Source organism: Mycoplasmopsis meleagridis (assembly GCF_900660695.1).
GTDB classification, from domain to species: Bacteria; Bacillota_I; Bacilli_A; order Mycoplasmatales; family Metamycoplasmataceae; genus Mycoplasmopsis; species Mycoplasmopsis meleagridis.
The window spans coordinates 212,449-232,452 of the sequence record NZ_LR215042.1; the positions used below are offsets into that span (position 1 = coordinate 212,449).

A 20,004-nucleotide genomic window follows, 5' to 3' on the forward strand; every position below is an offset into this window, starting at 1 on the left:
GAAGAATTAGAAGAAAAACCTAAGAAGAAATTCAAGTTGTTTGCTTGAAGAAAAAAAGCTGAAAATCTAGATGAAGAATTAGAAGAAAATAATGAACAAATTTCATTTACAACTAAAGAAATTCATTATCAAGATAATTTAGAAAAAAACGATTCAGAAGAAAACGAAGAAGTTAAACCTAAAAAATGATTTAGCTTCTTAAGTAGAAAAAACAAAGATGTAATTTCTGACGAAGAAGAAACAACTTTAGTAGAAGATAATAATATTTCACCAAGTGAAGAAGAATTAGAAGAAAAACCTAAGAAGAAATTCAAGTTGTTTGCTTGAAGAAAAAAAGCTGAAAATCTAGACGAAGAATTATTAGAATCAGAAAATAAAAAAGAAAGTTTTTCTAATGAAAATACTACTGAATTAGAAGAAGAAAAACCTAAAAAATGATTTAGTTTATTTAGAAGAAAAAGCAATGAACTAAGTGAAGAAGAATATCAATTAAATCAAAAGTCTGAAAATACTTCAATTACTTCTATGGAAAAAGAAAAAACTTATAGTGAAATTTTCTCTCCTGAAATAAAAGAAGAAGAAGAAGACAATATTGATCTTTCAGTAATCAACGATGAATATCAAAAAACTTTAGAAAGTAGTGAAGTTAAAATTCCTTGAAAAGCCAAAAAAGTTTATTCTTCAATTGAAGTTGATCCTCTAAAAAATAATAAAGTTCTTGAAGTCAAAAACTTACATGTATCTTTCCCTGTTGGTAGAAAAAAAACAATTCATATTGTTAGAGGAATTGATTTAGATGTTTATAAAGGACAAATTATAGGTTTAGTAGGTGAATCTGGTTCAGGTAAATCAGTCACTTCTAAAACTTTAATAAACATTAATCATAATGGTATTGTTTCCGCCGACAAAATTCAAATCAATAATTTGGAATTGACTAAATTAAAGCAACAATCTTCATGACAATTTATAAGAGGTAAAAAAATTGGTTATATCCCTCAAGATCCTCTTACATCATTAAACCCTACTAGAACAATTGGTAAACAATTATTGGATGCTATTAATACTAATCCTGCCTGAGCTAATGAAACCTATACTAACAAAAGAGCTTATTTAATAGGGTTATTAGAACAATTTGGTTTACGTAATGCTGATACAATTTTTAAAGCCTATCCACATACATTATCTGGCGGTATGAAACAAAGAGTTGTCATTACCATGGTTGTAGCTTTAAAACCAGATGTAATTATTGCTGATGAGCCTACTACAGCTTTAGACCCTACAGTTCAAGCTTCTGTATTATCATTATTTGAAAACATACGTAGAAAATATAATATTTCGATTATTCTAATTAGCCATAATATTTCCGTTATTGCAAAATTCTGTGATTATATATATGTAATGTATGCAGGGAAAATAATTGAAAGAGGAACAAAAAAAGAAATTTTTACTACTCCAGCACATCCTTACACTTGAGCTTTAATTTCTGCTATACCCGAAACTAAAGATGAAAAACTTTATAACATTAAAGGAACTCCACCAGATATGGCTAATTTACCTTTAGGTGATCCTTTTGCTTCTAGAAATGATTATGCTCTTGATATTGATTTTATTAAGGAACCTCCTTTAATTCCTATTACACGAACTCATAGTGCGGCAACATGATTATTGCACCCTAATGCACCAAAAGTAGAATTATCAGAAGATTTATTAAAACGTTTAGATTTATTTAAAGAAACTTTTAAGGAATACCATGAGTAATAAAAAAGTTATTTTATCATTAGATAATTTAAAAAAATATTTTGTAAGCCACGGTTCAATCAATAAAGCAGTAGATGGTGTAACTTTTGATGTACATGAAGGTGAAATAGTTGGGTTAATAGGTGAATCAGGCTCAGGTAAAACTACAGTAGGACGTTCAATTTTTAGACTTTTCGATGACGTAAATGGTTTTGTTAGATTAGAAGATAAAATTATTTCTGGTAAAAAAATATCTAATAAATTAAAAAAATATCTACATAAAAATGTACAAATGATTTTTCAAGATCCTCACGCTTCATTGAATAGTCAACAAAATATTTTCTCTATCCTTAGAGAGCCTTTATTAGTTAATGACATTATCAAAAATAAAATTGATGATATTTTCTTAGATTGATTAGAAGTCAAAAAAACTTTTAAATATGAATTTCAAATTCATGCTATGCAACTAGAATTAGATAATTTAAGAATAATTAATAATTTAGCTGAAGAACACTTTACTAGTTGAAAAAACAAATTTGAAAATTTCGAATTTAATCCTGACTTAGATTTTGATGACAATTTTAATTCTTTCTTTAGTTATTTAGATCAAAAACAACAAATAGAAAGTGCTATTATCAATAACCTTTATAGCAATACTTCTAAGTTAATTGATTTTTACTATGAAAAGCAAAAGCAATATCGTGCTAATGATATTCCAGCTGCGGATTTAGCGCTTCAAAAAGTTTACAAAGATATAGAAAATAATAAATTATTAATCAAATATTCTCAAGAAGGAATTAATGCTCAAAAAGAATTAGTTAAAGTAAAAAATGAATATTCTTCGTTTTTAAGAGATAAAAAAGAATTTTTGAATAATGCTAAAAATGTAATTGATAACTTTATTATTGAAACCAAACACGAAAAACAATTAGTAAATATTACTCGTTTAAGTGCAAGTGATTTAAATTATTTTGCTCACAATTACAAAAATGAACTTTTATTAGAAAAAAGAGCACAATTGCTTAATGAAATTAAATATATAGCTCATTATTTAACTTACGAACAAATAAGAGATTTAATTTCTAATTTAGATAATTATTTGAAATCATTTTTCAATATCTATTTGAATGAAATTGAATATCAATCTAATCTTAAAAAAGTAATTAAGAGAGTAATTGATGAAAAATTTGATTTCAAAATTAGTAAATATCAAGAACTTTCAAAACAAAAAAGTATTGAATTTCATAAAAGTGAAGCTAATTATTTAGAAAAAATCAATAATTTAGAAAACATTATCGAACAAAGCAAAGTGCAAAAAACTGATAAATTCAATAGTAAAAATTTAAGTATTAATTATCAAGGATTTTGAAGAGATAATCAACAAGAAGAAAGTTATATCAAAGTTCGTAAATTTATTGGACCATTAGATCCAAATGACCCAGAAACTAGAAAATATGATCCTAAATATGTTGATTTAATTAACAAAAGAAAAATCTATTTATTGAAAGAACATAACCAAAATATGCAATCAGTTTCAATTGATAAGGCTAAAGAAGCCCATTCAAAAGAAACTGAACAATATTTAGAAGTATTTAAAATTAGAATTAAGGAATTACATAAAGAAATTAATGAGGCAAGAACAAAATATGAAGAATTAGTTTCATATCAAACATATTGCAACAATAGATTTGAAGAAATAAAGGATGAATACTTTAAATTTGTTAACGAAATCTTGTTACAAAGAGAAGATGCTGATAAGAAAAATATTGCAATCGTTACTAGTTCATACAAATCTGATATTTCAGTTAGAGAAGAAACTTTAAAATCATTTAATATTGAAAAAAAATATTTATCAAAAGATATTGCTAACATTTATATTCTTCTTGGAATTAATCATAATTGAGTTGATAAAAATATTGAAGATGACGAAATTAAAAATGATGAAAACGATATTGATAGTTCTAAATGAGAAAATGATAATTCATTCTATAACTTAAATATATCTATTCCATTAGCGAAAAAGAAAATTTCTAATTTACTTTACAAAACTACCATTTATAAAGCTTTGGAAGACGTTGGATTATTAAAACAATTTGCTTATCGTTATCCACATGAATTTTCTGGTGGACAATTACAAAGAATTGTTATCGCACGTGCTTTAATTACTGAACCTAAAGTTATTGTTGCTGATGAACCAATTGCATCTTTAGATATTTCAATTCAAGCTCAAGTGGTAAATTTACTTAAAGATTTATGTTTGAAAAAAAATATTGGTTTAATTTTCATTGCGCATGATCTTTCGATGATTGAATATATTGCTGACAACGTACAAATTATGCATTTAGGTAAAATTGTTGAATATGGTAAAACAGAAAGCATTTATGCAAAACCATATCATCCATATACAATCAATTTATTTAAAGCAATTCCTAAAATTTCTAACGCGCATGAAAAATTCCAAAATGTTTCTTTTGAATTAGATTACATAAAAGAACAACAATTCCCTAATATTCCTACCTTTCATAAAATTAATGACGAAGAACATTATGTTTATGGAACAAGCGAACAAGTAAAAAAATGATTAAATGGTGAAAAATAAAAAGCACAAACGTGCTTTTTATTTTATTTATTGATAGTTATTTCAATTTCATCATCGGAAGAATTATTTTCATTATATTCGTAAGTATCTTCCATTCAATCCTTTTTATTAAAATTTTCTTTAGATTCAACTACTAAATCATTCTCTTTTTCTAAGTAAATATTACTTAATTCATTTTTACTATTTTCTAAAGTTAAAGAATTAATAGTATCAATTTCTTTTTTATTATCAAAAGCAGAAATAGTCTCTTCTCTACTTTCTAATGCTTTAATTTCGTAAATTTTAGAAGCTTTTTGTTGGTAGATTATTTCAGTTGTTTGATCCTTTTTATATTCATCAATTTCAAGACTTAGATGCGATATGAAATCAAAAATTTCATATTTATCTTTTTCTCATTGAATTCTATCTAGTGCATAAATACGATAATTTTTACTTTTTATAAATTTAATTTTGTCATGAAATTTTAAATAGTCTTTTACATTTTTAAAGGAATAATCATTAATAATAAAACCTATTTCTAAAGTTGGACCATTTTTTATTGCAAAATCTATATCAATAGTTCCAATTTTTTCATTATCTTTTAATTCTAAATTATTGTATTTGCCTATTTCATTGGCTAATTCGTCAAAGATATTTTTCTTTAAGTTATTTAATTTATTATTATTTATTTCCTCTTTCTTTTGAATATAATTTTTTCTTTCTTCATCACTTAATTCTAAAAATTCTAATCATTTTTTAAAAATAATAATATCTTCACCTGTATTTTCATTTAGAATTATTTCATTAGCCTTGATTGACTTAATAACAATAAGTTTTTCTTTCGCTCTACTTATTGCAACATTTAGGGCATTTTTACCACCACTTCTTCCCACATATGTAGAATGAATAGCTGCATTTTTATCATAAGCGACTGTAGCTATAACTAAATCTGCTTCATCACCTTGAATGTTTTCTATGTTTCTTATTAAAAGCTTATTTGTCATTATTGCTTCTTCAAGTTCTTTATGGTTATTCATAATATCTTCTTGAATTTTTTCTTTTTGTTTTTTGTTGAAGCAAAGTAAGATAATTTTATTATAGCTATTGATATTTTCTTTAAGTTTACTAATAGCAAATTCGTTTTCTTTAATGTTAGTATTATTTATTCATTCGCCTTCAACATCATAAATTTCAATTGGTTTATTATTTTTTTCGTTAAGATGGAATAAATCTATGACGTCTAAACTTTCATCATAGAAATGTTTTGAACTAAAAGTCATCAATGCAGCATAATTAGAACGATAATTTTTATCTAACAATATTTCATGCACTTCATAACCTTTAGCATAGTCTAAAACAGATTCAATATTACCTAAAATTTCATCATTATCTACTGATCTAAAGCCGAATCAATTAGAAGGTCTCATTTGCTGATCATCGCCAGCTAAAATTTTACGTTTGCCTAAATAAAGCATAGGCAAACCTTTTTCGAAAAACATTTGACTTGATTCATCTAAAATAGCATAGTCAAATTCATCTTTATTTCAAGCAGATAAATCACTATTTGGAGTAGCTATGATAATAGGGTAGATAGTTTTAATAATTTCTATAAATTTTTTAATAAATTTATAAGGTTCCATTTTTGCTGTATTGATAACTACAGAAAAATTGTTAACCATAGTTTTATTTTTTTCAATTAGTTTTTTAATTTTTTCAGTAATATTAGTTGCAATATAACTATTAATTTTTTTAATATCTATCAAATCCTTGTGAATATATTTTGGCAGCATTGATTTTAATTCTTTAATTTTCGTTAAATCATTTTTATCAAAAGAAGAACTAGCATTTAATAACTCATTTAAATTAGTGTTTAATCAACCTAAATGATTAAAAATATTTTGGTGATTTTTGTTAATATATTTTCATTTTTTGTTAAAGAAGTGAAAAAATTTAAGATTATTCTTTTTAAGTAGTTCCTTTTTATAATTTTTGTTTTCAACTTTTATTGTAGGGTATTTAATTTCTTTATCTAAGTTAATTAATGTTATAAATTCTTCTTTTTTTAAATCATCAATAGCATCGCCTAATTTAGCTATAAAATAGAGATATTGATCAAATTTATCATTTTTATTTTTGTTCAAATAGCTTATAAAGTTAATTTCATCATTGCTAATTAATTTGTCTATTTTTTCAGGATTAATTCTATCTTTATTAGAGAAATTAAAGTATTGTAAAAATTTTCAATATTTTTTAATTGGTTTATAAAAATCATTGCGGTTTTTAAATTTAGAAATATTTAATTCTAAAGCATATTGATTTAAAATGCCTAATCTATCGCTAATAACATCAAGGGCGGCCTTTTTTTCAGAACAAACTAAAGAGGTTTTTCCATAGAATAATATATTAGTTAATATATTAACTATAGTTTGACTTTTGCCTGTTCCTGGTGGGCCTCAAATAATTGTATTTTGGCTTAAAGCACTAATAATAGCACGATCTTGAGAATAATTTGTTGGAGTAATTTTGAAAATAGATTTATTAGTGTCGAACATTATTTTATCTATTTTTTCATCGTATATTTTTTTATCAAACTCAACGTCTATAATTTTATCTATTTCATTATCGTTGATGATTTCTAACATACGATTTCTAGCATAACCTCCAGTAGGTTGACATAAACAAAGAACAAAACCACCGTAGAATTCTAAATTACTATTTCTAATTTCCTCCGCATTAAATCTTGGGCAAGAAGTAATTTTTTCTACTTTGAAATCATATAAATCTTTTCAAGAATTATTCAAATTTTCAATGATTTCAACAGGGGCTAAATCTAATAAATCCTCACTAAAATTAAGATCGAAATTATTTTGTTTAATTATGAAAATTAGTTTTTCGTTAAGTACAATATCTGGAGAAAGAGATAAAAAAGTGCGACCATTTTTAAATTCAAAACTAACTTTTTTATAAAACAAAGGAGCAAAAATTGCTTTGTTATCTATATTAACTTTAACAAAAATAAAGCCAACATAAAGCGGTCAAGTGCTTGTTTGTTCAAAAATTTCTTCAACTTTTTTATCAAAAATTTTATAAAAAGTAATATTTTTTTGATTTCTGGCTTTTAGTTCACTTATTATTCTATTTTTTTGATTATCAAAATGTTTTTGAATTTGAATTTTTCTTGAATCACTTAATTCAAAATTTGTTTCAGTTAAATAATTAATTAGTTCAATAGGATCGGTAATTGAAATAGTTTTTTCTATCATAAACGATGTGAATTTTTCAATTAAAGGAACATTATTTTCTTTGCTATAAAGTACTTTATTATAGACCTCTTCGTCAAAATGCTTGTACAGATCTAAGCAAAAATTATTGTCAGTTTTAGTAAAAACCGCAGGATCGTTAGGAGAAATGTCCAATAAGTTATTAAGAATGGTTTGATATTCATTTTTATGATCTTTTTTATTCATTAATTCTCCCTTTTTGATTAATTGCACTGTAATTTTAAATTTTATTAAAACTTGTTTTAAATTTTAAGAAGAAATAAAAAAAATATCGCTTGAGCGATATTTTTGGTCACAAATGAAATGGTGCGAACGAATGGACTTGAACCATCGACCTCACGATTATCAGTCGTGTGCTCTAACCATCTGAGCTACGCTCGCATTACTCTATGAATTTTATCACAAAATTCATAGATAAATAAAATTATATAATGTATAAACTAACGTTTTGAGAATTGACGAGCACGACGAGCGGCATTAAGACCAGGTTTTTTACGTTCTTTAATACGTGCATCTCTAGTTAACATGCCTTCTGGTTTTAATTTTGCACGATATGAATCACTAGCTAACAATAAGGCACGAGCAATTCCTAAACGAATTGCACCAGCTTGACCGCTTAAGCCGCCACCACGAACATTTACAAAAATATCAAATGTACCTTTAGTTTCTGTTAATACTAATGGTTGTTCAGCGTCTTGGATATATAAATCTGATGTTAAATAATCTTTAGCTTCACGATTATTAATCATAAATTTTCCTGTTCCTGTTTTTAAAGTAACACGAGCAGTTGATGATTTACGACGTCCAAGACCACGATATTCAAGAGTTTTAGCCATATTATCTTACCTCTAACTTTTCTGGTTGTTGTGCTTCATGTTTGTGAGAAGGACCTGCATAAACAAATAAATTTTTACGTTGTTTGTTACCTAGTTTTGTATGTGGTATCATTCCTGAAATTGCTTTTTCTACTATTGATGTAGGTTTTTTAACTCTTAATTTAGCAGCAGTAATACTTTTTAACCCACCAGGATAACCAGTATGATGATAGTAAATTTTGTCTTCTTCTTTATTTGCGGTGAGAATAGCTTTTTCAGCATTAACAATTATTACATAATCGCCCATATCTGCATTAGGAGTAAAAGTTGGTTTATTTTTTCCTCTTAAAACAGAAGCCACAAAAGCAGCTAAGCGACCTACAACTTGTCCTTCAGCATCTACAACGTATCATTTTTTATTAGCTTTTTCACGATTAATGATTGTGGTTTGTCTCATTTGTCTCCTCCTTACGTTAGTTCTATAGATTAAGAAAAATTGCTTTTCAATTATAGTATATTCAACTAGATTTACTAATAAATCTATCTATTAAATGAATAATTTAACATAGTGTAATAATAGCAAAAATTTTTTATTATATTAAAATAATTCTATTATGAATAACATTAGAAACTTTTTCCCTATTTTAGAAAAAATAACTTTTTTAGACAATGCTGCCTTAAGTCAAAAACCACTTCTAGCAATAGAAAGGGAGAAAGATTTTTATCTAAATTATGCTGTAAGTACAAGAACTAGTGAATCTCCTATTGGTATACAAAATAATTTAATAATTACACAGGTAAAAGATAAAGTTAGAAAGTTATTAAAAATTAAAAATGACGAAAATGTCATTTTTACTAGCGGATCAACTGATTCATTAAACAAACTTGCTTTAATGTTAGAAAATTATTTAAATAAAAATGATGAAATTATTATTTCTGAATATAATCATTCTTCCAATATAGCTCCTTGGATTAAAATAGCAAATACTAAAGGAGCAAAAGTTATTTTTAGCGATGATATTTTAAGTAAGATTACTAATAAAACTAAATTAATAACTCTAAGTCAAATTAATAATTCTTTTGAATATAAATTAGATTTAAAGAAAATTTACGAAATAGCTTATAAAAAAGATATTTTAGTAATAAACGACGCAGCTCAAGCAATTGTTAGCGAAGAAGTTAATTTTTCCAATTGTGATGCAATAGTTTTTAGTACGAATAAATTTTATGGACCTACTGGTTTTGGAATTTTGGCTTTCAATGAGAAAATAAAAAGAATTATTGAACCTATTTTTTTAGGTGGCGGAATGGTTGATAAAATTGATTCTAATTGCGATATTATCTTTAAAAAAGGCGAATTAGCTTTTGAACCAGGCACACCTAATTTAGCTGCTATTCATATGTTTAATGGTTCATTAGATTTTTTTAATACTTTTTTAGGTTATAAAAAAAGCAAAAAACAGTTACTTTTATTATCGAATTATTTATTTGACAAACTAAAAGAAATTCCCCAAATTAAACTTTATAATTCGAGAGATTCTCATATCATTATTTTTAATATTCAAAATATCAATGCTCAAGATATTGCACATTATTTAGGAACAAAGAATATTTATGTTAGATCAGGAATTTTTTGTGCTCAATATTTAAAAAATAAATTAGATGAATCGTCGTTTGTTAGAATTTCTTTAGGAGTTTATAATAATAAAAAAGATTGCGATAATTTAATTAAAGCTTTAAAAGATGAAATTGATAAAGGGGGTAATTTTCTTGTTATTTAACCCTGATAAAAAAAGAGAAATAATCATGCAACATTATTTAAATCCTAGTTTTAAAAAGAGTAATTTATTGAATATAAAGATAGAAAAATTTGGACAAAGTTGTAGTGATCATTTACTTTTTAATTATGAAGTTAAAGAAAAAAAAATAACTAATTTATATTATGATGGACAAGGATGTGCATTTTTTTTAGCATCAAGTGATATTCTTTGTTCTTATTTAAACAATAAAAGTATTCCAGAAGCTATTAGTTTTTTAAAAACTTATCAAAAATTAATTCGTGAAGAAAGCAAATTAACTAAGGAAGAAGAAAAAATGTTGGATCAACTAATGGTTTTTGATAACGTTAAAGCTCATTATAATCGTGTTAATTGTTGTTTAATGCTTGCTGATTCTTTATTAGAAAAATTAGAAAATGAATAAAGTAATTTTTCATATAGATTTTGATTCTTACTTTGTAAGCGCCCATAGATCAATAGATAGTTCATTGATAAATAAACCAGTAGCAATAGGAAGAAAATTTAAACGCTCCATTGCTTCTTCTGTTAGTTATGAACTTAAAAATAAAGGTATTAAAGCAGGCTATCCTAACTACAAAATTTTAGCAATTGAACCAAAAACTATTTTTGTAAATCCAGATTTTGCTCTTTATACTAGAATTTCTTCACAAATTTTTGAATATTTATTCACTAATATTAGTAATAAAATTGAAATTTATTCTATTGATGAATGCTGAATTGATGTTAGTAATTTAGCTAAAAAAAATGATCCTTTAGAATTAGCTAGAAAAATCCAACGCAACATTAAAAATTTATTTAAAATACCTATTTCAATAGGCATTTCGTATAATAAATTTTTTGCAAAAATGGCTACTTCTTTAGCTAAACCTTATGGTGTATTGTTAATTGATTACAATAATTTTAGAAAATTAATTTGGCCTTTATCTATCGACAAATATTTTGGAATAGGTAAATCCTCTTTACCCAAGATTTTAAATTTAAATATTAAAACTATTGGTGATTTAGCTAATTTTAGTTCTACTAATTCCTATTTGTATGATATTTTTAAATCAAGAACAAGGTTAATAATTGATCAAGCTAATGGTAATGGTTCAGATGTTATTTTAAGTGACAACAATCATCCTAAAAGTCTTGGTGTAGATTTAACTTTTATGGGCGATGATATTGATGATTATGAACAATTAGTTAATATTTTAAAAGAACAAGTTAGAGAAATTTGTAATAAAGCTTTTTTAAGAGGATTGGTTTCTGATGTTGTAGCTATAAATTTGCGTGATAAAAATAAAAAATGAAATGGAGTACAAAAAAAACTTAAAGTTTATTCTAACGAATTTAATTTTATTTTTAACAACGTAATTAAGCTATTTGATAGTAAATGAAATAAAAAAGCATTAAGAGGTATAGGTGTTAAATTAATGAATGTAAAAGATGAAGAATTTGTGGCAATAACGTCTCCAATAATTAATGATGAAAGTGATTCAAATTACAACAATTTCTCTTTTTCTATTAGCAAGGAAAAAAAGCAAAAAAGAAATGAAATTAATTCATTAATAGATTTAGTCAACAAAGTAACAAAAAATAATTCAACAATGAGAGCAGATAAATATGAAAAACAAAGCAAAACTTTTTTACACCAAACTAAATTTATTAATCAAGATTTTATAAAGAAAGGTTAGTTATGAAAATAGGGCTTTATGGAGGGTCATTCAATCCTGTTCATTCAGGTCATATAAAAATTGCTAATTTGGCCATAAATGAGCTTAATTTAGACAAATTGATATTTATTCCTGCGGCGGTTAATCCTTTTAAAAAGAAACAAAAAAACGCTCCTAGTCAGGATCGCATTAACATGTTAAATTTAGCTATTGAAAATAGCAAAAAAATGGAAATTTCTGATTTTGAAATCAAAAGAGGTGGTGTAAGTTATACTTTCGAAACTATTCGCTACTTTAAAAATAAATTTAAAGATCATGAATTATTTTTTGTTATGGGAAGTGATTTATTAGCTAAATTGCATAAGTGAGAAAATATTGATGAAATTTCTAAAAAATGTCAATTAGTAGTTTTTAGAAGACAAAAAAGAATTCCTACTTCAAACATTAAAAAATTCAATATTAAAGTTTTAAAAAATGAAATCTTTAATGAATCATCAACTTCTATTAGAAATGGTTTTTTAGAACAAACTCCTTGAAAAGTAAATGAATATATAGGTAAAAATTATTTATATGCTTTTGAATTAGTTCATAATATTTTAAAAGTTGATCCTAAAAGAGCAAAACATTGTGTTAAAGCAGCAGAATTTGCTTCTAAATTAGCTAAAAATTTAAATTACAACGTAAAAGTGGCTTATCATGCCGGATTATTTCATGATATAGCTAAAAGATTCAGTGAAGAATTTAGTTACAACTTAATAAAAAAATATACCAAAAATTTTAGTAAGGAAAAATATCCTAAAGAATTTCTGCATCAAGTTTGTGGTGCTTTATGAGTTGAAAAAATTTATAAAAATGATAATAAAGAATTAATTCATGCCATAAGTATTCACACTTCCTTAGATTTAGAATTAAATTTACTAGACAAAATTATTTTTGTTGCTGATAAAATATGTGATGGAAGAGCTTTTGAAGGGGTACAGAAATTAAGAAAATTAGCCCTTGAAAATTTTGATTTAGCTTTTAAAGAAATAGTAAAGCTTAATTATAAATTTAATCTTGATAAAGGCGTTAAATTTGATAAAAAAGCTCTTGAAATATACAACAAATGAATGAATTAAAAATGAAAGAAAAATCAATTAGATTACAAAAAATTATCGCCAATAGTGGTTTTTGCTCTAGAAGAGAAGCTGAAAAATATATTTTTAATAGTAAGGTTAAAGTAAATAATAAAATTGCTAAAATAGGACAACTAGCTTCCTATGATGACAAAATTGAAATTAATAATCAACTAATTAGTTTCAATAATTTTAAGCTAGTATATTTTTTGTTAAACAAACCTAAAAAAACCATTTCTAGTGCCAAAGACCCACAAAAAAGAACAACTGTTGTAGATTTGATAAAAACTGATCAAAGAATAGTTCCTGTAGGAAGATTAGACTATAATACAACCGGCGCTCTATTATTAACAAATGATTTAAATTTAGTAAATAAATTAACTCATCCTAAATACCAAATCATTCGTGTTTATAGGGCAAGAATTAATATTCCTTTAACATTAAAAGAATTTAAAGAGATAAATAGAGGAATCATAGTTAATGGCAAAATTTCTCATCAAATAGTAGATCAAGTTGCTGATAAATCATATTTAATTCAATTACATGTTGGTTCATATCATCACATCAAGGAATTATTTAAATATTTCAATAGAGAAGTTATTAACTTAAAAAGAATTTCCTACGCCAATTTAACAGTTGAAAAAATGCCTGAAGGAAGTTATAGATCTTTAAAAATTAAAGAAATTAAAGATTTAAAAAGATTAGTTAGAGAGCAAGAAAACAAATTAAATTTAAACAATGAAAAACAAAATTAAATTATTTTTAACCTTTTCTTCAATTTCCTTATTGCCACTATTAGCTTTTTCTTGTCAAAGCAGTTTTTATGATTTAACAAGAGTTCTAGAGGCAAATTATAGTAATGAAATTCATAAATTATTTTCTCAATATAAAGTAAATTATGAAAAATTTAGCGACTTTTTTGCCCTTAGTGATAATAGCAAGGAAAATGCTTTTAGCTATTTTTATAATCGTTGATTTAAAGCAAATAAAATAAGTAGTTATTTTGCAGCAAATGTTTTAAATAATTCTAAAGTAAATACAATTTTAATGCTTAGTGATGAGAATAAAGATATAGGCTATTTTGAAAACAATACTTTTATATCATTAAAAAATACATTTAATGCTTTCTTAACTGATTTTAGTATGAATGAAATTGATTATACTAATAATTTTATGAGTAAAATGAATCGTTTTTGAATGCTTAATAATGAAATGAAAGATATTATCAATGATGATGCTAGAGCATATTCAAATTGATCTTTTAGCGAATTTTATAATCAATTTTTCAATAGCGATTTAGGAAATGATTATCCTTTGTTTAAAAATACGGATAATCCAAGTGAAAATAGAGAAATTTTTAATGACCGTTTAAATGATATTTTTAATAGATTTAATAATGAATATAAAGCAAAAATTTTTAACGAAGATATAAAGAATATAGATTATTCTAAGTTGGGTTTCTCTCTTCAAGCAGATGGAACCTATGGTCATTCTCATGCTTTAATTAACTTATGAAATGAATGAAATTCAATGACTTTGGTCTATTATAAAGATAAAGAAATAGTAACAGATAAAAATAATCGTTTGAAAATTATTAAAGATTTATTTTCAGATTTTAAAAGTTTAAATAAAGATAACAAAACAATTTATATTATTGATAAAAATGATGATAAGAAAAATTTTAATTTATCTAATTTCCTTATTTCATGGGAAGATTTAGTAAAAAATAATAATATTGAAATTGAAAAAAATAATAATTCTTTTAATAATTTTAAGAAACATTTATTAGATTCATCTAACAACATGATTTCTATTGCTAAAAGAATAATTAATACTATAAAAAACTATAATAATTAAAGAGAATTAGTTTTCTCTTTTTTTTATATTATTTTTATTAGTAAAAACTTAAATGATTAAGAATTATTTTTATATAATTACCCCATGAAAATAGCTAATTATTGAAAAAAAGATAAATTAATTAACATGAAAATTTTATCTATTTTTAATGAAGATAAAAATCCTTCATTAGCATTTTTTGTTATCGAATATACCCAAAACATTTTTGATTTAATATCCTCTTTGAATTAGTTATTTTCAATAATTATTCAAAGGAGATATATGAAAAAAACAAGCAATCAACATATTATTGAATTAATTGACGTTGTTAAAGAATTTGATGAAAAATTAGTTTTAGATCATGTTGATTTAAAAATTAATAAAGGTGAATTTGTAACATTGTTAGGTCCTTCAGGTTCAGGCAAAACAACTATTTTGCGTTTAATTGCTGGATTTGAATGAGCTACACGTGGTGAAATTAAATTTAATGGTCTTGACATTAAAGACTTGCCTGCACATGCACGTGATTTATCAACAATTTTTCAAGATTATGCTTTATTTCCTCATTTAAATGTTGAAGGAAATATTAAATACGGTTTAGTATTAAAGAGAAAACCTAAAGAACACATTGAACCAAAATATCAAAAATTACTTACAGAAAAAATTAAACAATGAGAAAAGAAAAGCCAATTAGAAAGAACTAAACTTGATCGTATCCAAAATGAATACGAAAAAGAAATGCAAAATTTTAGACCTTCAAGTCGTCAATATAAGAAGAGACAAAAATGATTAGACGATTCAGATTTTAAATATTCATATTGGGAATATTATGTTAATTCACAAATCGAAAAATTTGAAAAAAAATATTTAACAAGAAAATTAACTAAAATGGAAATTCAAAAAGAAGTTAATAATATTGTTAAACTAGTAGGTCTAGAAGGCAATGAAAAGAAAAGTATTAATGAACTTTCAGGCGGAATGAAACAACGTGTTGCTTTAGCTCGTTCTCTAGTTATCGAACCTGAAATTTTACTTTTAGATGAACCTTTAAGTGCTCTTGATGCAAAGATTCGTCAGAGAATGCAAGTTTTGTTGAGAACTATTCAACAAAAATTAGGCCTTACTTTTATCTTTGTTACTCATGATCAAGCTGAAGCGCTTGAACTTTCAGATAGAGTAGCTGTTGTTAGAGATGGCAAAATAGAACAATATGATACACCAAAAGCAATTTACGATTATCCGGTAAATAAATGGGTTGCGAATTTTATTGGTGAATCAAATATTTATAATGGTATTTTTGTTGAAGGCGGCAATGTAAGTATTTGAGACAATAGAATTTATAAAACAATTCATAATGAGGATGAATTTACTATTGGTCAAGAAGTCGATGTTTTAATTAGGCCAGAAGATATTGATATAGTCGATACTGATAGAGAAAAAGGCAACAAATTAAAAGGAAAAATAATTAATTTAACTTACAGAGGAAGTTATTATTATCTAAAATTAGAATTAGAAAATAAACAAATTATTTATGTAGAAACAGCAAAGAAATTTAATGATAATGAAGACGTTTATATTAGTTGAACAATTGATTCTATTCATTTAATGCCAAAAGATAAGAAATGAGACTATTCAGCTGATGTTAAATAAAATTACAAATATTTTTGCTAATAATAAACGTCTAAGTTTACTTTCTATTTTCTTTATTATTGCTATTTTTTTCATTCTTTTACCAATTCTTTTAATTGTTATTAATGCTTTAACTCCTAGAGAAAATTTTGATTCATTTTCTTTAGTTAAAGAAAAAAATACTTGAATTCAAATTGGCAGAAGTCTTAAAGTAGGCTCAATAAGCGCTTTAATATGCTTAGTTATAGCTTTTCCTTATTCATACATAATAGCAATGACTAAAAATAAATACTTACCTATTTTTGCAATGAGTTTGATTATTAGTCCTATGATAATTTTTACAATTGCGCGTTTGTATGCTATTAGAGGTTTTTTTCTTTCAATTTTTGATTCTCAATCATTAAATTCCGAATGATTTTTAGTAATAGGCTTAACCTATTTGAATTTGCCTTTAATGATTATGCCGCTTTATTCAGTTCTTAAAGATATGCCAAAAAATATTTTAGAAGCAAGTGAAGATTTAGGATACAACAAGTTACAAACAATGTTTAGAGTTGTTATTCCTTATAGTTTAAAAGCAATCATTAGTGGTTTAGGACTAATTTTTCTCTCTTCAGCAACTAACTTTGTAATTAGTGATAAACTAGTTCCTGATAAAAATTCTGTTCCTTTAATTGGTGCTGTTATTAATGATTTTTCTAATCCTGCTAATGAATTTGCTTTGTCGAGGGGAACAGCAATTGTTCTAGTTGTTTCGGCCCTTTTTATAGGAATATATGCATTAATACAATTTTTACCTAAAGTGATTTCTAAATTTAATAAAAGAGGTTGGAGATATGAATAAATTGGTTTCTTTTATTAAACATTCCTATATTTATATTATTTTAGCTTTAACATATATTCCTTTATGCTTTGCGGTTGTTTTTAGTTTCAATAAACCTAGCGATAAAGGATTTCTAAGTTCCTATTGAAATAGATTTAGTGATGAAGCTTGAGTAAATTTTTGAGAAAACGGTAGAGATGTAGCTTTAATCAATTCATTAATAATTGCTCTATTTACAGCACTTTTAGTAATTATTATTTCTTTGATAACTGTTTTTGCATTGTGAAGACAAAGAAATAAAAAAATTGCTTCAGCAGTCAATTCGATAACTAATATACCTCTAATTAATCCCGATAATATTACAGCTATAGGATTGGTTTTAGTTTTTGGTTTACTTTTTGGTACTTTAGCTAATACTGAAGAAGGTTTAATAAGAGGAATTGTAGGACATACTATTATGTCTCTTCCTTATGGAATTACTTTAATGCTTCCTAGAAGCGATAAATTTAATAAATCACTTTTAGAAGCTAGTCAAGATTTAGGCTTTTCTCCTATTAGATCATGGTTTAAAACTTATTTTATTTACATGATTCCTTCAATTATTTTTAGTGGAATTGTCGCTGCTTTTTTATCTCTAGATGATTTTATTATCTTGAGAACTTTAACTAATACTTCTACTTTAGGAACTAAACTTTATGAAAGTGATTTTCAAGCATGAGGTTTAGTTGTTGGTGCAGCTTTAATGTTTCTTACTATCATAGGTAATTTTGTTTGAATATTCTACAAAATAAAAAATAATAAAAAAATTAGCAAAAAAACAAGCGATAAAAATTTATTTGTTAGATTAAAAAATAATTCAAATACTACTACCGAAGAATTTGTTCTTAAAAAAGGAGCAAATGATGGCACAAAATAGATTTTTAAAATTGATGAAAGAAAAAATTTTTAATAAGAAAAATTTTTATGTGCTTCTTAGTGTAAGCTTTATTAGTGCTTTGGCAGCTTCTTTAACTTATAAATACAATAATCCTTTTAAACCAACTTTTTACAACTATAAACAATATATAGAAGAAGATATCAAAAAAGATATTGAAAAAGAATTTGACTATAAAGAATTTGATACTTTAAATCAATTTACTGTTGCGATTTTAACAAATAAAGCAATAGCTGGAATAGGTTCAGATTCTCAAGCGGTTACTTTAATTAAAAAAGATAAATTACAAAAAATTGATTTTTATAAATTATTTCCTGAAACATTTAATAACCCTGAAAATAAAAATAAAAAAGTTGATGAAATTTTAAAATCATTATATTCAGATGTTGTTTGAAATCATTTGGTTTCTTATGATGATGATCTTAAAACTGATGAATTTGGTCATAATTTTTCAGATGGACCAAGACATTTATGAGAATATTTTGTTCCTTATTTTGCACAAGATATGGTTATTGCTTACAATCCTTCAAAAATACTAAATCTTGATTCTTATAATTTTAATTTAGAAGATTATTATGCTCTTGATAAAAAAATCATTAAAGAAGTAAGTAGTCAAAGAGAAAATGATCCTTCTTGATCTCCTTGATCAATGTATAGCATTTTAAAAGTACTTAAAGAAAATGGTTTTAATAATTTAGAAATAACTGATGCTGTTAGAGACAATATGATTTATGGTTCAGCATACCATTTTGATAAGGAAACTGGGAAATATACTAATGATTTAGCAACAGGCCAAGGACAAGATTTTGGCCAAATTAATGATATTAATAAATTTATTAAGTTATTTAATGAACATTTAAAAGAGGAATATAAAAATGATAATTTATATCCAAATAATGTTCTTAAACTAAGTGAATTACAAAATGATTTAAATAATTTTGTTAATAAAACACAAAATGGTTACAGTAATTTTAAAGAATTAATTGATCAATTTTCTAATTTGATTAAAAATTCTACTGGTTATAAATTAAACGATGAAAAAGTTAATTTTATTGGCAATGGTTTAGAATTAGTTGATCGTTTAATAAGTCCTGCTTCAGAAATTAATGTAGGTGTTATTTATAATGGCGATACTATTGATGCCTATAGTGCTAATGATAATAATAGCAGTGTAAGAGATGGTGTTGTTAGATATTTAAGACCAAAAGATAATTTACTATTGGTGGATGGTTTAGTAATTGTAAAAGATACTAACGAAAAAATTTCTAATAAAATTTATGATTTAGCTAAAAATACTTTTTTAGATGGAATTGACCTTAAACAAGAAGAATACGATAAATTAAATGACGAACAAAAACTTGATTTAGGAGCAATTAAAAATTTTGATACAGTAGGCTATACTGTTGCTTATAAAAGACTTGTCGACTATGTTAAAAATGAATATTTTAATTACATTAAAGACCAGGAAAAACCCGAATCAATGCAAAATATTGATGATGTAAAATGAAACAAATATCTTGATTATGAAGTAGCTTATGTAAATAATCTTTTTGACATTAATGATGTTTACAAAGTTTGAAAAGATGAATCAAATCCAAATGATTTTTACTCATATAAAGTTGTTCACCATAGTATTAAACCAGTTGATCAAAAGGCTTTAACTGATATTGAAACCTATTGAAATTTACAAATTAAAAAATAATATTAAAAATCAGCTTATGATAAAAAAGCTGATTTTTAAATATATAATTTTAAAATAAAAAGCCTGTTTAAAACAGACATGACATGAGATAAACTCGATA

16 protein-coding genes and 1 tRNA gene are annotated in these 20,004 nt (G+C 24.9%); 13 read left to right on the top strand and 4 right to left on the bottom strand.

The genetic code is table 4. The features are described 5' to 3' along the window. Positions 1 to 651 precede the first annotated feature (651 nt). Entirely contained in the window at positions 652 to 1,758 is a 1,107-nt protein-coding gene (locus tag EXC33_RS01045) for an ABC transporter ATP-binding protein (protein WP_223211579.1), read from the top strand. Continuing rightward, positions 1,751 to 4,336, top strand: coding sequence for an ATP-binding cassette domain-containing protein (locus tag EXC33_RS01050; protein ID WP_046096931.1), 2,586 nt, complete (start codon positions 1,751 to 1,753; stop codon positions 4,334 to 4,336). The genes EXC33_RS01045 and EXC33_RS01050 overlap by 8 nt, the downstream gene beginning before the upstream one ends. Positions 4,337 to 4,359: 23 nt before the next feature. Here EXC33_RS01050 and EXC33_RS01055 read toward each other — a convergent pair whose 3' ends face one another. From EXC33_RS01055 to rplM, 4 genes are all read right to left on the bottom strand, one after another. Further along, positions 4,360 to 7,782, bottom strand: coding sequence for a DEAD/DEAH box helicase (locus EXC33_RS01055; protein WP_052717011.1), 3,423 nt, complete (start codon positions 7,780 to 7,782; stop codon positions 4,360 to 4,362). A gap of 118 nt (positions 7,783 to 7,900) precedes the next feature. Then, a tRNA-Ile gene (locus EXC33_RS01060) sits at positions 7,901 to 7,977 on the bottom strand. A 59-nt stretch (positions 7,978 to 8,036) separates the two neighbouring features. Then, complete coding sequence (gene rpsI / locus EXC33_RS01065) at positions 8,037 to 8,432, bottom strand: 30S ribosomal protein S9 (protein ID WP_046096930.1); 396 nt, start codon at positions 8,430 to 8,432, stop codon at positions 8,037 to 8,039. Position 8,433: 1 nt separating this feature from the next. After that, positions 8,434 to 8,868 carry a 50S ribosomal protein L13 gene (gene rplM / locus EXC33_RS01070; protein ID WP_046096929.1) on the bottom strand — a complete coding sequence of 145 codons (435 nt, stop codon included), beginning with the start codon at positions 8,866 to 8,868 and terminating at the stop codon, positions 8,434 to 8,436. Between the two features lie 157 nt (positions 8,869 to 9,025). Between rplM and EXC33_RS01075 the strand changes: the two genes are divergently transcribed. The 11 genes from EXC33_RS01075 to EXC33_RS01120 all read left to right on the top strand — a co-directional run bounded on the left by EXC33_RS01075 (position 9,026) and on the right by EXC33_RS01120 (position 19,904). Beyond that, entirely contained in the window at positions 9,026 to 10,192 is a 1,167-nt protein-coding gene (locus tag EXC33_RS01075) for an aminotransferase class V-fold PLP-dependent enzyme (protein WP_046096928.1), read from the top strand. Then, a complete protein-coding gene (locus EXC33_RS01080; protein ID WP_223211576.1) occupies positions 10,161 to 10,613 on the top strand; it encodes an iron-sulfur cluster assembly scaffold protein in 453 nt (150 codons plus the stop codon). Before EXC33_RS01075 ends, EXC33_RS01080 begins: the two co-directional genes overlap by 32 nt. Next, complete coding sequence (locus EXC33_RS01085) at positions 10,606 to 11,886, top strand: Y-family DNA polymerase (protein ID WP_046096927.1); 1,281 nt, start codon at positions 10,606 to 10,608, stop codon at positions 11,884 to 11,886. The genes EXC33_RS01080 and EXC33_RS01085 overlap by 8 nt, the downstream gene beginning before the upstream one ends. A 2-nt stretch (positions 11,887 to 11,888) precedes the next feature. After that, positions 11,889 to 12,983: a nicotinate-nucleotide adenylyltransferase gene (locus EXC33_RS01090; RefSeq protein WP_046096926.1), complete on the top strand. Its 1,095-nt coding sequence runs from the start codon at positions 11,889 to 11,891 to the stop codon at positions 12,981 to 12,983. Continuing rightward, complete coding sequence (locus tag EXC33_RS01095) at positions 12,971 to 13,735, top strand: pseudouridine synthase (RefSeq protein WP_046096925.1); 765 nt, start codon at positions 12,971 to 12,973, stop codon at positions 13,733 to 13,735. The genes EXC33_RS01090 and EXC33_RS01095 overlap by 13 nt, the downstream gene beginning before the upstream one ends. Then, positions 13,719 to 14,837, top strand: coding sequence for an MAG0770 family lipoprotein (locus EXC33_RS01100; RefSeq protein WP_046096924.1), 1,119 nt, complete (start codon positions 13,719 to 13,721; stop codon positions 14,835 to 14,837). Before EXC33_RS01095 ends, EXC33_RS01100 begins: the two co-directional genes overlap by 17 nt. Positions 14,838 to 14,921: 84 nt before the next feature. Then, complete coding sequence (locus EXC33_RS02790; RefSeq protein WP_161792742.1) at positions 14,922 to 15,068, top strand: hypothetical protein; 147 nt, start codon at positions 14,922 to 14,924, stop codon at positions 15,066 to 15,068. 30 nt (positions 15,069 to 15,098) lie between these two features. Then, entirely contained in the window at positions 15,099 to 16,466 is a 1,368-nt protein-coding gene (locus tag EXC33_RS01105; protein WP_046096923.1) for an ABC transporter ATP-binding protein, read from the top strand. Continuing rightward, positions 16,456 to 17,289: an ABC transporter permease gene (locus EXC33_RS01110; RefSeq protein ID WP_046096922.1), complete on the top strand. Its 834-nt coding sequence runs from the start codon at positions 16,456 to 16,458 to the stop codon at positions 17,287 to 17,289. Before EXC33_RS01105 ends, EXC33_RS01110 begins: the two co-directional genes overlap by 11 nt. After that, the gene (locus tag EXC33_RS01115; RefSeq protein ID WP_082065494.1) at positions 17,282 to 18,184 is read left to right on the top strand and encodes an ABC transporter permease; all 903 of its coding nucleotides are present in this window, start codon (positions 17,282 to 17,284) and stop codon (positions 18,182 to 18,184) included. The genes EXC33_RS01110 and EXC33_RS01115 overlap by 8 nt, the downstream gene beginning before the upstream one ends. After that, positions 18,168 to 19,904 carry a type 2 periplasmic-binding domain-containing protein gene (locus tag EXC33_RS01120; RefSeq protein ID WP_129727267.1) on the top strand — a complete coding sequence of 579 codons (1,737 nt, stop codon included), beginning with the start codon at positions 18,168 to 18,170 and terminating at the stop codon, positions 19,902 to 19,904. Before EXC33_RS01115 ends, EXC33_RS01120 begins: the two co-directional genes overlap by 17 nt. Positions 19,905 to 20,004 lie beyond the last annotated feature (100 nt).